The organism is Paenibacillus sp. P3E (genome assembly GCF_001909045.1).
In the GTDB taxonomy this organism is placed as follows: Bacteria; Bacillota; Bacilli; order Paenibacillales; family Paenibacillaceae; genus Paenibacillus_AQ; species Paenibacillus_AQ helianthi.
This window is the reverse complement of sequence record NZ_LVWH01000213.1, coordinates 1-14004: the sequence shown is the minus strand read 5'-3', so window position 1 is coordinate 14004 and position 14004 is coordinate 1. Positions and strand designations below refer to the sequence as shown.

Here is a 14004-nt window from a genome sequence, read left to right as displayed (position 1 = left end):
TAAGGAGTGAATGTGAATGAGCGAAATGTTCTGTTTTCAATGTCAGGAGGCAGCAAAGGGGTCAGGCTGTACGATCCAGGGCGTCTGCGGCAAAACCAGCGAGGTGGCTAATCTCCAGGATCTGCTGCTGTATACGCTAAAAGGCATTGCGATCTTTGCACAGCGGGGCCGCGAACTCGGGATCACCGATCCGGCTACGGAGAAATTTATGACCGGGAGCATGTTTGCCACCATCACCAATGCAAACTTCACCCCGGAGCATTTTACCGAAAGCATCAGGGAAGGCGTGAGGCTTCGTGGCCAGTGGAGAGACAGACTGAAGCTGGCAGGGGCAGAGGTTGCCCTTACCGGTCATGACGCAGCCCTCTGGGTTGCCGGTACGGACGAAGAGCTGATGCTGAAAGCACAAGAGGTAGGTGTTCTGGCCACAGAGCATGAGGATATCCGTTCCCTGCGCGAGCTGCTGACCTATGGGCTGAAAGGGATGGCGGCCTATATGGAGCATGCGGCGGTGCTGGGTTATTATGAACCCGGTGCACAGGCTTTTATGGAAAAAGGGTTGGCTGCGGCACTGGATGACACACTAAGTGGTGATGAGTTGACGGCACTTGTTCTGGAATGCGGGAAGCTGGGTGTGGATGTAATGGCGCTGCTGGACCGGGCGAATACAACGACTTATGGCAACCCGGAGATCACCAAGGTGAATATCGGCGTGGGAGCCCGTCCGGGAATTCTGATCAGCGGGCATGACCTGAAGGATATGGAGGCGCTCCTGAAGCAGACGGAAGGGACCGGAGTGGATGTGTATACACACAGTGAGATGCTGCCGGCCCACTATTATCCTGCCTTCAAAAAGTACAGCCATTTCGTAGGCAATTACGGGAACGCCTGGTGGAAGCAAACCGAGGAATTTGCGAGCTTTAATGGTCCGATTCTGATGACTACGAACTGTATTGTACCTCCTAAGGAGAGCTATATAAACCGTCTGTACACCACAGGTCATACCGGCTTCCCTGGAGTGCAGCATATTGCGGCTGATGAGAACGGAGAGAAAGATTTCTCTGCGGTCATTGAACAGGCCAAGAACTGCGATGCACCGACTGAAATCGAGACCGGAGAGATTGTCGGCGGCTTCGCCCATGCTGCGGTAATGAATGTGGCCGATCAGGTGGTAGAAGCGGTACAGAGCGGCGCAATCAAGCAGTTCTTCGTGATGGCAGGCTGCGACGGCCGGATGAAGAGCCGGAATTACTATACCGATTTCGCTGCCGAACTGCCGGAGGATACAGTGATCCTGACGGCGGGTTGCGCGAAGTATAAATACAATAAGCTGGCGCTTGGTGAGATCGGCGGGATTCCCCGCGTGCTGGATGCCGGACAATGCAACGACTCCTATTCTCTGGTCGTCATTGCGCTGAAGCTGAAAGAGGTATTCGGACTGGATGACATTAATGATCTGCCGATTGCCTACAATATTGCCTGGTACGAGCAAAAGGCAGTTATTGTCCTGCTGGCCCTGCTGCATCTGGGGGTCAAGAATATTCACCTCGGCCCGACGCTGCCGGCCTTCCTCTCCCCGAACGTGGCCCAGGTGCTGGTAGACACCTTCGGGATTAGCGGTATTACAACTGTAAAAGAGGATATGGAGCATTTTATCGCTGCTGTGTAACAAGTGCTCTTTCTTGAAATAAAGCAACCATTTATAGTCATGCAAAACAGCGATTCTCCGATATTGGAGAATCGCTGTTTTCGTGATTGATCTGCCGCCGTTGGCTCCACAGATGAACTGTGACTGGCATGCGCCTAAGGGAACTGTGCGAGCTGTGAGCCCCACACAGTTCGCCCAGTCTGTTCAACCAAAGGTATTTATACCTTTGAATGTGGCCAAGTGAGCTCAGTCTGCTCAACCAAAGGTATTTATACCTTTGAATGTGGCCAAGTGAGCCCAGTCTGCTCAACCAAAGGTATTTATACCTTTGAATGTGGCCAAGTGAGCTCAGTCTGCTCAACCAAAGGTATTTATACCTTTGAATGTGGCCAAGTGAGCTCAGTCTGCTCAACCAAAGGTATTTATACCTTTGAATGTGGCCAAGTGAGCCCAGTCTGCTCAACCAAAGGTATTTATACCTTTGAATGTGGCCAAGTGAGCCCAGTCTGTTCAACCAAAGGTATTTATACCTTTGAATGTGGCCAAGTGAGCCCAGTCTGTTCAACCAAAGGTATTTATACCTTTGAATTCGGCCTTCGGTACCAAAACAAAGGCCCGTTAGGATGCCCTTGGCCAGCCCTTTTTTCTTATGCCGCTTCCGTTACGGCAGCCGGTAGTAGGCGAACGGCTCGCCGTGCCGGAAGGCCCGGCTGGCTTCGTCCAGCCGGTGCAGGCTGCCGGCATCCAGAGCGAGCGCAGCGCTCTGGATGCTTTCTTGCAGCTGCGCGGGTTTCGTAGCGCCGACAATGACGGTAGAGACGGCCGGCTGGTGCATCAGCCAGGCCAGCGACAGCACAGTTGGGGAGGTCGCCAGCTCAGTGGCGACGCCTCCGACCGTATTGCCAAGAGCGATCCGGTCTGTGGTCAGGAAGCGGCTGAAGTTCGGATCGGTCTGCGCTCTGGAGCCGGCAGGAGCGGGCCCGCTCCCGCCATATTTGCCGGTGAGTATGCCTCCGGCCAGCGGGAAGTAAGGGATAATGCCGATTCCCTGATCCAGACAGAGGGGAAGCAGCTCGCCCTCTGGTGTGCGGTCGGCAAGAGAATAGCTGGTCTGAATGGAGACATACTTGACCAGATTGCGGGCTTCGCTAATTCCCAGTGCCTTCATGAGCTCCCAGGCGGCATAATTGGAAGCGCCGATATAGCGGACCTTGCCTGCGGATACCATATCATCTAAGGTACGGAGGGTTTCTTCCAGCGGTGTATAGGGATCGAAGGTATGTATCTGATACAGATCCACATAGTCTGTCTTCAGGCGGCGTAGGCTTCCCTCCAGCTCCTGCATCAGATGATGACGGGAAGAGCCGCTGCCCCCGGGTCCTCCATGTACCGGCAGCCCTGCCTTGGTAGCCAGGACCGCTTTCTCCCGTCTCCCCTCAAGCGCCAGTCCGATAATTCGCTCCGATTCTGTCCCGGCATAAATATTCGCGGTATCTATAAAGTTAATTCCCAGATCGAGCGCGGCATGAACAATGTCAATGGAGGTCTGCTCATCGGCTCTTTTTCCGAACGCATTGGTTCCGAGGCCCAGCGCAGAGACCTGCAACCCGCTGTGGCCCAAACGATTAATTTTCACTTCATCTCACTCCTTTTTCATTCCATCTGAACAGCTATACTCGTCCGCCCTGGATAGACGGGGGTACAGCAGTACCGGACTCCGAGGTTAGCCGCAGTGCGGTATCCATGAACAATCTGACGGCAATCGAAACTTCTGCAAGGGAGTTGACCGCGAGATGAATATCCCGGTAGGCATCGGGAGCAAGCTCCCGGATAATCACACCCGGAGGAAGCGAGAGCAGTGAGAGCTGGGACATCACGCCCACAGCCAGCCCTTCCTTCACCATACTCAGTGCAGTCATATAGCTGCTGACCTCATATTTTACATTGAGGTTACTGTCACCCCTCTTGAATAAATCAACTACCGGAGGCTCATACCCGGATCTGCAGATCAGCATCGGCTCATCTTCCAGATCCTTCACGCAAATGACGTGCTTGTGCCGGAGCCGATGGTCATCCTGGAGTACAGCATACAGCTTCTCCCGATAAAGCGGAACGGAGTCGAACTCCCCTTCCGGCGGAATGATCAGTCCCACATCGATGATCCGGGCTTCCAGCCATTCCTTCACCTCGGCTACGGTTCCTTCAAACAGCCTGATCTCAATTTCGGGGTAGCTTGCCGCGATTTCGCGAATAATCTTCGGTACCAGGTGGGCCGAGGCAACCGGAAATGCCCCGATCCGGATCAGCCCCTTCTCTAGCCCCTTCTCAGCGGCGATCTCCTGTTCCACTTTGTCATACCCGATCAGAATCTCACGGAAAACAACAAGGACGCGCTTGCCAATATCGGTCAGCATCAGCCCGTTGCGCCGGTCCCGCAGCAGCAGCTTTACCGCAAGCTCCGCCTCCAGTGCAGAGATTGCCCGGCTGACTGCCGGCTGGGTCATATTCATTTCCAATCCGGCTTTGGTGAAGCTGCCGCTTTCGGCGATGCTGACAAACAAACGAATTTGAGTATTGTTCATATCAGATTTGGTATGCCCCTTATGAGTATAATTCATTTCAATTATAACTAATTTTAATGTATCATTAGGTTGAAAATAGAACAAGAGGTGAATACATGCATCAGCAGAGAAAAACCATTGCTTTGCTTATCTTTCTGGTTATTGTCTGGGGCATCAATTGGCCTCTTTCCAAAATTGCTCTACATTACGCTCCGCCGCTTTTGTTTGCCGGCATCCGAACCGTGATCGCCGGTATAATTCTGATATTCGCTGCGCTTCCGAAGTGGAAGAAGCTTGATTTTAAGCGGCTGTGGCCTGTATATCTGATTTCGGCTTTTCTAAGTATCGTCTTCTATTATGGCTTCCAGACCATTGGCCTGCAGTATGTGCCCTCCGGCCTGTTCTCGGCCATCGTCTTCCTGCAGCCGGTGCTGCTCGGTATCTTCGCCTGGATCTGGCTGGGGGAGAGCATGTACGGCCTGAAGCTGGCCGGTCTCCTGCTTGGTTTCCTCGGCGTGGCCTCGCTCAGCATCGGCGGCTTCAACGGGAGCATCTCGGTCCAGGGAATTGTGCTCGCCTTGGCCAGTGCGCTCAGTTGGGCGTTTGCCACCGTCTATACCAAACGCAATGCGGCGCGGGTAGATATGCTCTGGATGACCGCCATGCAGATTATGATCGGCGGCATCATTCTGCTGGCTGCAGGGTCGGTGACCGAGAGCTGGGCGGATATCACCTGGAATGCGGCTTTTATCTTGAACACCCTGTTTATTTCCGTATTTGTGATTGCCCTGGGCTGGATGGTATATTTCAATCTTATTAAGGATGGGGAGGCGGGAAGAGTAGGTTCGTTCACCTTCCTGATTCCGCTAATCTCCATCGGTTCAAGTGTAGTGCTGCTGCATGAGCAGATTACCTTGAATCTGGTGATTGGCCTGCTGCTTATTGTGAGCAGCATTGTTCTGGTTAATGTTAGAATAAGCCGAAGAACCCTAAGACGTCCTACTCATTAATTGGAGGTGTACCATGTATATCAAAGCTTCTGAACAAACGGCGCATGATAACTACAAGCTGCTGATCGGCAGTATTATTCCCCGGCCCATTGCCTTTGTCACCTCGATGAACGAACAAGGCGTAGTGAACGCCGCCCCATTTAGCTTTTTTAATATTGTGAATGATGAACCTCCAATGATTATGATCTCCTGTGTGCGCAAGGCAACCGGAGAGATGAAGCACACCGCAAGCAACATTTTGGGAAATGGAGAGTTTGTTGTACATATCGTGGACGAGGATAATGTTGGCGCTATTAATCACACCTCGATCAATGCCCCTGAAGGCATCAGCGAGGTGGAGTTGGCCGGACTTACGCCAATACCCGGGCAGATGATCCGGGTTCCGCGTATAGAGGAGTGCAGGATCGCCATGGAATGCCGTCTCGTGCGGCATGTGGAGCTGGGACACTGCGATATGCTGGTCGGTGAAGTGCTCTGTTTCTATATAGAGGATGAACTGATTCAGGGCGGGCGCATTGACGCTGCTAAGCTGAAGCCGGTCAGCCGTCTTGCCGGAGCTTCTTATGCGGCCATCGGCCGGACGTTTGAGCTAGAAAGACCCCAGTACGAATCTTGAGCGCTCGGAAAAGAGACCCAGCAGGATGCCGCCACGCGGCTCTGCAGGGTCTCTTTGTTTTTTTGGCGATTCATGCTGTATGTAGAGGATTCTGGTGGTTATTCGATGGGAATAGCGCCGGATTCTCTGCATTTTTGTTTCAGGCTCTTGGCTGTAAACGTAATTCCCCCGCCGGGTTTAGCAATCTCTAAGGAATACCCGTCTATGGTTACTGATGCATTATGAATGGCGCTAGCTGTGATTTGCTGGCCTGCCACAAGGAGCGATCCGGGAAGGGACTCACCGCTGACATTCTGAGCTGTGATCGTTCCCTCTGCTTCCATAGCGGAGTCGGAGCACATGGAACCATCCTTCGCAAAATAAATATCGCCGCAGGAACACAGCGTGCTCCGGCCAATCCCTTCCCCATGAATATGGATATCTCCGCCGGATTTAATGATGCTGTTCTGTGCCCCCGAAATATCGATCCGGACTTGCTCCTCCTGCATGAGGGAGATTCCCTCGATAAGGTTTTTAAGCAGACTCAGAAAAGAGCCTATTCCCGCATCCGTAATGAGGTCGGTAAAATGTCCGGGTCTCAGAAAAATATCCATCATGTGCCTCACAATTTTGGTATCCTGCGGGTAGTCAGCGCTCAAGTCCGACAACAGTTCCCGCATATCGCTAATCAGAAGGGGAAGATGCTCATATTTGCTTTCCAGCAGCAGCATAATGACTAGGCCGTACTTTACCGTCTGCATCGTGGACTCGACCGTCTCGGCAAGGTTCTTAGCTGCTTCTCTCAGACTGGAGATCTCTTGGATCAGCAGCTCAGAAAAGCTGCACAGACGGTGGTGTGCGGCGCCGAACGCTCCGGCATACAATTCACTATCGACGGCCTTGCCGCTGATAAATATACTGCCTGTTGCTGCAATTCTGGAATTGTGAACGTCACCGTATATGTATACATTACCCAAGGCTTCAATCACCGTGTTCTTGTTCAGAGGATGAGCTGCAATGACATCTCCCGGGAACCTGATGGTGGCTGGTTCCACGGCATCATTCTGCGGAACCACATAGGTTTGGGGGAAATCAATCGTTTTCACAAAGGTTCCGTTTCCGGTAATACGCGGTCTGCCTTTACAGCGGGCAGAGATCTGTCCCCCCGGAAGCAGTGACGCATAATGTCCGGTCAATAGAGTAAGGTCCCGCGGCGGGGGCGGGGGAAGGACACCTCCGTACACGGTGAATCCAGGCAGGCCCTCTTGGGGTGGCAGCTTCTGTGCAAACACTTCGCCTTCCTGGACAGTAAGGAATTCACCGTGGCAGGATTCATCTTCAGAAAGGCATGTCCCCTTAAATGCATTTTCTATTTTCTTCGGAAACAGCAGCTCCAGCCTCGCATTGGTCCCGGGTACGGGAGCCTTGCCTTCTGCTATGCAGACAGGAAGATAGGTCGGGTTGTTCAGCTCCTCATAGAGAGCGGGGATGTTGAGCGAGCTGACAATGGAGCTTTTCTCAAGGCCAGACATAATCTGCGCTATCGACAGAACGGACAACAAGGAATCACGGTTCATTTCTGCACGTACAGTGACATTGGCTGAAGCCGGACTGTTGACCAGGTTCCAGGCATATCTTTCGGCACGGTAAAGCGTAAAGTACACTTTGAGCTTATCATCGGATACGGTAATCTGGTATTGTGGCTTCTCGCAAATCTCCCAGGTGAGATCATCTGCAGACGTGATTGGAGTTGGCTCTGTGAGGGTTTGTCCATTGATCTTAAGAATTACGGGATGGACAGCTGAAATTACAGCCGGCATGCCGCCAGGCAGAGGAGGGGTGATGAAAATTTGGTTGTTCTGGATAATGATAACGCCGTTCTTCGCTCTGTCTGTTCCGCCAAACGTCTGAGCATCCACAGAATAAAGATCCATGAGATCGTGCTTTCCAAGAAGCATGGAAGCAATGAACTCGTACCGTGAACGTTCGATAATATGCTGCGGCATTCTCGTAACCTCACTTTTCGTATAATCAATGGTATCTGTACAGAAAGAACATCATGGAGCCGTGATGCGATATCTTGGGATATCCGACCAAATGGCGTCTCTATTGGCAACCTGGCGACCATAAAACAGCAATAACTGTACTCTTAGGCCCATGGCTTTGCGTCCTGTCCTTTCAGACAGTTTGCCTTTAGGAATAGATCAATGATATATACTCAGTACAAGGCCCATTTAAATCGACTACAATCGACAAAAAAATGGTCAATACTGGCACTCTGTCCAATAAAAACTTCAGCAAACAACATTAATTCTAGTACTTAAGTAGCGAATTTTCAACTGGAATAATTGATTTAGACTATAAATAATGATAAATGTAACTAATTGTTGATTTATTGTAAATTAAATGTAATTAAGGATTTTTTTCTGTTTATTGAATTCTAAACTAAAAGGGGATTTAGCGGGGGATTATGGCCGATACTCCAGAAAAAAAGGACGCTCCCAAGCCTAAAGCTTGTGGGAGAGTCCTTTTTGTATGAAGTGTATAGCGCGGGCTGCCTCAGTCTTGCTGTTCTGCGGTGCGGCTGATATCACCACGTAGTCGGCCTGTTCGATTTCCTCCAGCACCCGGTTCAGGTGGGAGAAGACCGCGCCGAGATCGCGGATGGAGGTCAGTGAGCATTGTCCCTGCAGCTCCGAGAACCAGGCTAGCTGAAGATCACGGGCCCGGCGCAGTGACTCGGGAAGCGAATGCTGACTTTCGGCATCTGAGAGTGTTTTGGTACCATAGAGCGCGATACAGTCTGCGGTGGCAGTTACGATCTCTGCCATCCAGTCAGCCGCAGCATGATGTGTTGGCAGCAGCGCAATTTCTGAGCTGATCTCCTTGACATAGCATTGTATTTGTTTGAGATGTGCAGTGGCCTGGGAGAGTCCGCGAAGCTCGCTGCGGCACTGGTAATGCGTTAGGGTATAATGTAGTTCCTTTTGCTGTTGCTCGCTCTTGGCCAGCAGCGAAGCGGAACGTGCCAGCGTATCCGAAACCGGAGGCGCTCCCCGTCCGCCACCCGCAAGGCCGCTTAGGGCATCAGCCAGCAGCAGACTGCCTTCGAGTGCCAAGCCTTTCACCTTGACGAACCCCTTAGGCGGAACGATAATCATATTGATGATTAGCGCAATAATGACTCCGATAAGCGTTTCGGCGACCCGCCACTCGATATAATGGTCATGATAGAAGGTAAGGGCCAGAACAGAGGTTACACCGACCTGGGAGATGGCTTGGATATTAATCCGGCAGGCAGTAGCGACTCCGATGCCAACCAGCAGCATCAGCAGAATGGAGAGCGCTCCGACATCGAAGAATCGTCCCACGATCAAGCTCACAATTCCGCCCAGCACAACGCCGGTCATCCGGTATACACCTTTTTCAAAGGAAGCCTTGACGCTTCCCTGAGTGATCAGAATTGCCGCCAGTGGAGCGAAATATAAGTAGCTGTCCTCGTACAGGGTGTGCACCGTCAGCCAGGAGAGTGAAGCAGCCAGTGTAACGCGTATCATATATAAAGACAGTCCGAATTTCTCCAGGCGGTCCTGTAATCCTTCGTTCATGAGGGTCATCTTCTTTCAGGTTATTAAGAGAAAAAATGAAATGACTTTCAGCCGTTTTCATTATAGCACCGCAAAACGGGCCGGAAGAGCCTTAATTTTTACGAACTTGTTAAGTTTCCGGTGCTGATTTTCACCAATGAATGCTATCGCATATATAGGACTTATCCTTTATGCTGTATATTATGGAAGTATGTCGAAGGAAGGGGGGAACTGTCGCTTATTCGCGCTGAGCATGCCATTTCGATTTCCTCCCGCAAGAAGCGGGTAAAATAGGTTGTATTACATAAGGTAAGGGAGGTTGTTAGCTATAGCTACCCCGGAAGGCACTATTATTTCTTTTGACCAGGTGGTTAAACAATACGACGATGAAGAGCCGGTACTAAAAGGCGTCAGCTTCGAGATCGAACGCGGCAAGTTCTATACCCTGCTGGGCCCTTCGGGCTGCGGCAAGACGACTATTCTGCGGTTGATCGCCGGCTTCGCCGAACCCACGGAAGGCTCGATCGTTCTCAATGGCCAAATGATCAACCACATTCCTGCCAACGAACGCCAGGTCAATACGGTTTTTCAGGATTATGCCCTGTTTCCGCACCTGAACGTATTCGAGAATGTGGCCTTCGGACTGCGTATTAAAAAGCTTAAGAAGGATGTGATCACGCAAAAGGTGCAGGAAGCGCTGCGCTTTGTGAACCTCGTAGGCTACGATCAGCGCGCCATTAATGAAATGTCCGGCGGACAAAGACAGCGTGTAGCGATTGCCCGCGCCATCGTCAACGAGCCACAGGTGCTGCTGCTGGATGAGCCGTTATCTGCGCTGGATCTGAAGCTTCGTACTGAGATGCAATATATTCTGCGGGAAATGCAGCAACGGCTGGGTATTACCTTTATCTTCGTGACCCATGACCAGGAAGAGGCGCTCGCGATGTCGGACTGGATCTTCGTCATGAACGGCGGACGGATCGAACAGAGCGGCACGCCCAATGATATTTATGATGAGCCAATCAACCGCTTCGTGGCCGATTTCATCGGAGAGTCGAATATTGTGCCGGGTGTGATGATTGACGACTACCTCGTGGAGTGGGGCGGGCACCGGTTTGAATGTGTCGATGCGGGACTCAAACGGAATGAAGCGGTAGAGATTGTCATTCGTCCTGAGGATCTGGAAATCGCCACACTTGAGCAGGGCAAGCTGCGTGTGCGCGTAGATTCCCAGCTGTTCCGGGGTGTACACTACGAGATCAGCTGCTATGATGAATCCGGCCATGAGTGGCTGGTCCATTCTACCCGGAAGGCCGAGGTCGGCAGCGAAATCGGGCTTTATTTTGACCCTGAAGCGATTCATGTCATGCGTTTCGGTGAAACGGAGGAAGAATTCGACAAACGTCTGGAAGCGTACGGCGAGGTGGAAAGCCATGAACAGTAAGGGCCGGTCGTATGTTCTCATCCCTTATTACTTGTGGATCGCGCTGTTTGTCATCGCACCGGTGCTGCTGGTCCTCTATTATTCCCTGTTTGACCTGGACGGGCATCTCACTCTGGATAACTATATTAATTTCTTCACACCAGTATATATGCGGATGATGCTTAACTCCTTCTGGTATGCATTCCTGATCACGGTGTTCTCGCTTTTGGTTGCTTATCCGGCAGCTTATCTGCTCACACGGACCAAGCATAAGCAGCTGTGGCTGCTGCTGATTATTCTCCCCACTTGGATTAATCTGCTGCTGAAGACGTATGCGTTCATCGGGATATTTGGCACCTTTGGGCCGATTAATAATTTCTTCGACCTGCTCGGGATCGGGGAACAGCAGATTCTGTTTACGGGTTTCAGCTTTGTATTTGTGTCGGTGTATATCTTTATTCCGTTCATGATCCTGCCGATCTTCAGCGCTCTGGAGGAGCTGAATTTGTCGTTGGTAGATGCCGCGCGCGATTTGGGCGCATCCGGGTGGACGACCTTCCGGCGGGTAATTTTCCCGCTGACGATCTCGGGAGTGCGTTCCGGCTGCATGGCGGTGTTCATTCCGGCCTTATCGCTGTTCATGATTACGCGCCTTATCGCCGGCAACCGTGTGATTACCCTGGGTACCGCGATTGAGCAGCATTTTCTGGTCACACAGGACTGGGGCATGGGCTCTACCGTTGCCGTCTTCCTGATCGTCATTATGGCGCTGTTCATGGTGCTGACGGGCGGTTCACGGAAAGGGGTGCGCTAGTGAGGAATAAAAACGGATTTGCCAACCTGTATCTGGTTCTGGTCTTCGCCGTGCTCTATGCACCGATTCTGTATCTGATGTATTACTCGTTCAATAGCGGGGGCACGATGCATGAATTCAAGGGCTTCACGCTGGAGTATTACCGCGAGGTCCTTCAGGATACCCGGCTGATGATTATTGTCATCAACACACTGGTCATTGCGCTGCTGTCTTCGGCGATTGCCACGCTGATCGCGATTATCGGCGCACTGGCCATTCAGCGTGTCCGCAGCCGGCGGGCCAAAAACACGCTGCTCTCGCTCAACAATGTGCTAATCGTCAGTCCCGACGTCATTATCGGGGCCTCCTTTCTCATCCTGTTCACCATTGTTGGCGTTAAGCTCGGCTTCACGTCAGTCCTGCTCTCGCATGTGGCATTCAGTGTGCCGATTGCTGTGCTGATGATCCTGCCGCATCTGCAGGAGATGAGTCCAACGCTGACCGATGCGGCCCGGGATCTCGGGGCCAGCCGCCGTGATGTGCTGACGAAGGTCGTGCTGCCGATTATCAAACCGGGGATTTTCAGCGGGTTTTTCATGGCCCTGACGTATTCACTGGATGATTTTGCGGTGACATTCTTTGTCACCGGGAATGGATATTCCACGCTGTCGGTGGAGATCTACTCCCGCGCGCGGCAAGGTGTATCTCTGTCGATCAATGCGCTGTCGACGCTCATCTTCCTGTTCACCATTCTGCTGGTGACCGGGTATTACTTCCTGAACCGCCGCAAGAACCGCCCGGCAGCTCCGCTCACCGAGCCTGCCGCCGAAATGGGGGTGCCTAGATGAAGCAACTGGTAAATGCCTTTCTGGCGATTCTTATTGTGGCCTTCGGGCTGATGTTCCTCGCGGCCCGGCTGAACTCGGCTGAGGGATATTCCGGGGGGAATACGCTGACCATCTACAACTGGGGCGATTATATTGAGCCTGAGCTGTTGAAGCAGTTCGAGAAAGAGACCGGAATCACGGTCATCTACCAGACGTTTGACTCCAATGAAGCTATGCTGACCAAGGTTGAGCAGGGCGGTACGAACTTCGATGTTGTGGTCCCGTCCGACTACGCCATTGCCAAAATGCGGGAAGAGAACCTGCTGCTGCCGCTGGATAAAAGCAAGATTCCGAATCTGGCCAACATCGATTCGCGGTTTATGAATCTGTCGTTCGATCCGGGGAACGTGTATTCCGTGCCCTATTTCTGGGGGACGGTCGGGATTATCTTCAACCCGGACATGACCAAGGGTATGGATTTCAGCAGCTGGGATTCCCTGTGGGACAGCAGGCTGAAGAATAATATCTTCCTTGTGGATGGTGCCCGCGAGGTCATGGGTATGGCGCTGAACAGCCTGCACTATTCGGTCAACGACAAGAATGAGGAGCATCTGCAGGAGGCGCTGACCAAGCTTGACAGGCTCTCCCCTAACGTGAAGGCGATTGTCGGCGATGAGATCAAGATGCTGCTGGCGAATGAAGAAGCGGCTGTTGGGATCGTATGGTCCGGCGATGCTTCGGAAATCATGGACCAGAACGACAAGCTGGATTACGTGGTGCCAAAGGAAGGCTCGAACAAATGGTTCGATAACATGGTCATTCCGCGCAAGGCAGCCAACGTGGAAGGGGCACACAAGTTCATCAACTTCATGCTCCGCCCCGATGTGGCCGCCAAAAACGCAGAGTATGTCGGTTACTCCACTCCCAACATTCCGTCGCTGAAGCTGCTTCCCGAGGATATCTCCGGGGATACCCGCTTCTACCCGCCCGCCGAAATCACCGACAAGCTGGAGGTCTACGACAACCTCGGCAAACGGATGCTCGCTCACTACAACGAGCTGTTCCTGCGCTTCAAGATGAACAAGAAGTGAGTGGCGAAAGGGGTAGGGATGACCTGGTAATGGGCTGGGCTGAGATAGAACGGTTGGGAAGGCTGGGAAGGTTGGGAAAGATGGAAGAGATGTGAAATCCGGGAAAGCTGGAAGAGATATGAAATCCGAGAAAGCTGCGAAATCCGGAAAGTCTGGAAGGTCCAGAAAAGCTGGATAAGCTAGAAGAGCTAGAAAAGCTGGATAAGCTAGAAGAGCTAGAAGAGCTGGAAGAGCTGGAAGAGCTGGATAAGCTGGAAAATCATCTATTGTTGCTGCTGTGCGAGGCTCCGGGAACGGGTCTGTACAAGCGCTTGGCAGCACACTCGGCAAAAGAGCCTGACGTTGAACTACGCGTCAGGCTCTTTCCGTGGAGCCGTGGGTGGTGGAACCATGCCTAATGAGTTACGAAGGCAGGCTGCGGCCAAAGTCGGGTGGTTTAGGCTGTGGGGCCTCCGTACCCCCGTACCCC

Annotated in this window: 11 protein-coding genes and 1 riboswitch; of the genes, 7 read left to right on the top strand and 4 right to left on the bottom strand. The window is 52.2% G+C overall.

Annotated elements, in window-relative coordinates; translation table 11 throughout:
- The first annotated feature begins 16 nt into the window (after nt 1-16).
- A complete protein-coding gene (hcp, locus tag A3842_RS27200; protein ID WP_083609755.1) occupies nt 17-1669 on the top strand; it encodes a hydroxylamine reductase in 1653 nt (550 codons plus the stop codon).
- 640 nt (nt 1670-2309) lie between these two features.
- Here hcp and A3842_RS27195 read toward each other — a convergent pair.
- Entirely contained in the window at nt 2310-3284 is a 975-nt protein-coding gene (locus tag A3842_RS27195) for an aldo/keto reductase (protein ID WP_074103381.1), read from the bottom strand.
- 34 nt (nt 3285-3318) lie between these two features.
- Nucleotides 3319-4230, bottom strand: coding sequence for a LysR family transcriptional regulator (locus tag A3842_RS27190; protein ID WP_083609754.1), 912 nt, complete (start codon nt 4228-4230; stop codon nt 3319-3321).
- Nucleotides 4231-4325: 95 nt separating this feature from the next.
- Between A3842_RS27190 and A3842_RS27185 the strand changes: the two genes are divergently transcribed.
- Nucleotides 4326-5219, top strand: a complete 894-nt coding sequence (locus A3842_RS27185) for a DMT family transporter (RefSeq protein WP_074088447.1) — start codon at nt 4326-4328, stop codon at nt 5217-5219.
- A gap of 13 nt (nt 5220-5232) precedes the next feature.
- Nucleotides 5233-5835, top strand: coding sequence for a flavin reductase family protein (locus tag A3842_RS27180; protein WP_074088448.1), 603 nt, complete (start codon nt 5233-5235; stop codon nt 5833-5835).
- Between the two features lie 98 nt (nt 5836-5933).
- Here the strand turns inward: A3842_RS27180 and A3842_RS27175 are convergent, their stop codons facing one another.
- Both A3842_RS27175 and A3842_RS27170 read right to left on the bottom strand, forming a co-directional pair.
- Complete coding sequence (locus tag A3842_RS27175) at nt 5934-7820, bottom strand: flagellar assembly protein A (RefSeq protein WP_074103379.1); 1887 nt, start codon at nt 7818-7820, stop codon at nt 5934-5936.
- Nucleotides 7821-7922: 102 nt separating this feature from the next.
- Nucleotides 7923-8016: riboswitch (cyclic di-GMP riboswitch) on the bottom strand.
- A 305-nt stretch (nt 8017-8321) separates the two neighbouring features.
- Entirely contained in the window at nt 8322-9422 is a 1101-nt protein-coding gene (locus tag A3842_RS27170) for an FUSC family protein (protein ID WP_074103378.1), read from the bottom strand.
- Nucleotides 9423-9720: 298 nt separating this feature from the next.
- Here A3842_RS27170 and A3842_RS27165 point away from each other — a divergent pair, with 298 nt between their 5' ends.
- From A3842_RS27165 to A3842_RS27150, 4 genes are read left to right on the top strand one after another with little or no spacing between them, the layout of a single operon-like run.
- On the top strand, nt 9721-10845 hold the full coding sequence (locus A3842_RS27165) for an ABC transporter ATP-binding protein (protein WP_074103377.1): 1125 nt from the start codon (nt 9721-9723) through the stop codon (nt 10843-10845).
- Complete coding sequence (locus A3842_RS27160; protein WP_074088452.1) at nt 10835-11638, top strand: ABC transporter permease; 804 nt, start codon at nt 10835-10837, stop codon at nt 11636-11638. The genes A3842_RS27165 and A3842_RS27160 overlap by 11 nt, the downstream gene beginning before the upstream one ends.
- Complete coding sequence (locus tag A3842_RS27155) at nt 11638-12465, top strand: ABC transporter permease (protein ID WP_074103376.1); 828 nt, start codon at nt 11638-11640, stop codon at nt 12463-12465. The genes A3842_RS27160 and A3842_RS27155 overlap by 1 nt, the downstream gene beginning before the upstream one ends.
- Nucleotides 12462-13535: an ABC transporter substrate-binding protein gene (locus tag A3842_RS27150; protein WP_074103375.1), complete on the top strand. Its 1074-nt coding sequence runs from the start codon at nt 12462-12464 to the stop codon at nt 13533-13535. The genes A3842_RS27155 and A3842_RS27150 overlap by 4 nt, the downstream gene beginning before the upstream one ends.
- The last annotated feature ends 469 nt before the right edge of the window (nt 13536-14004 follow it).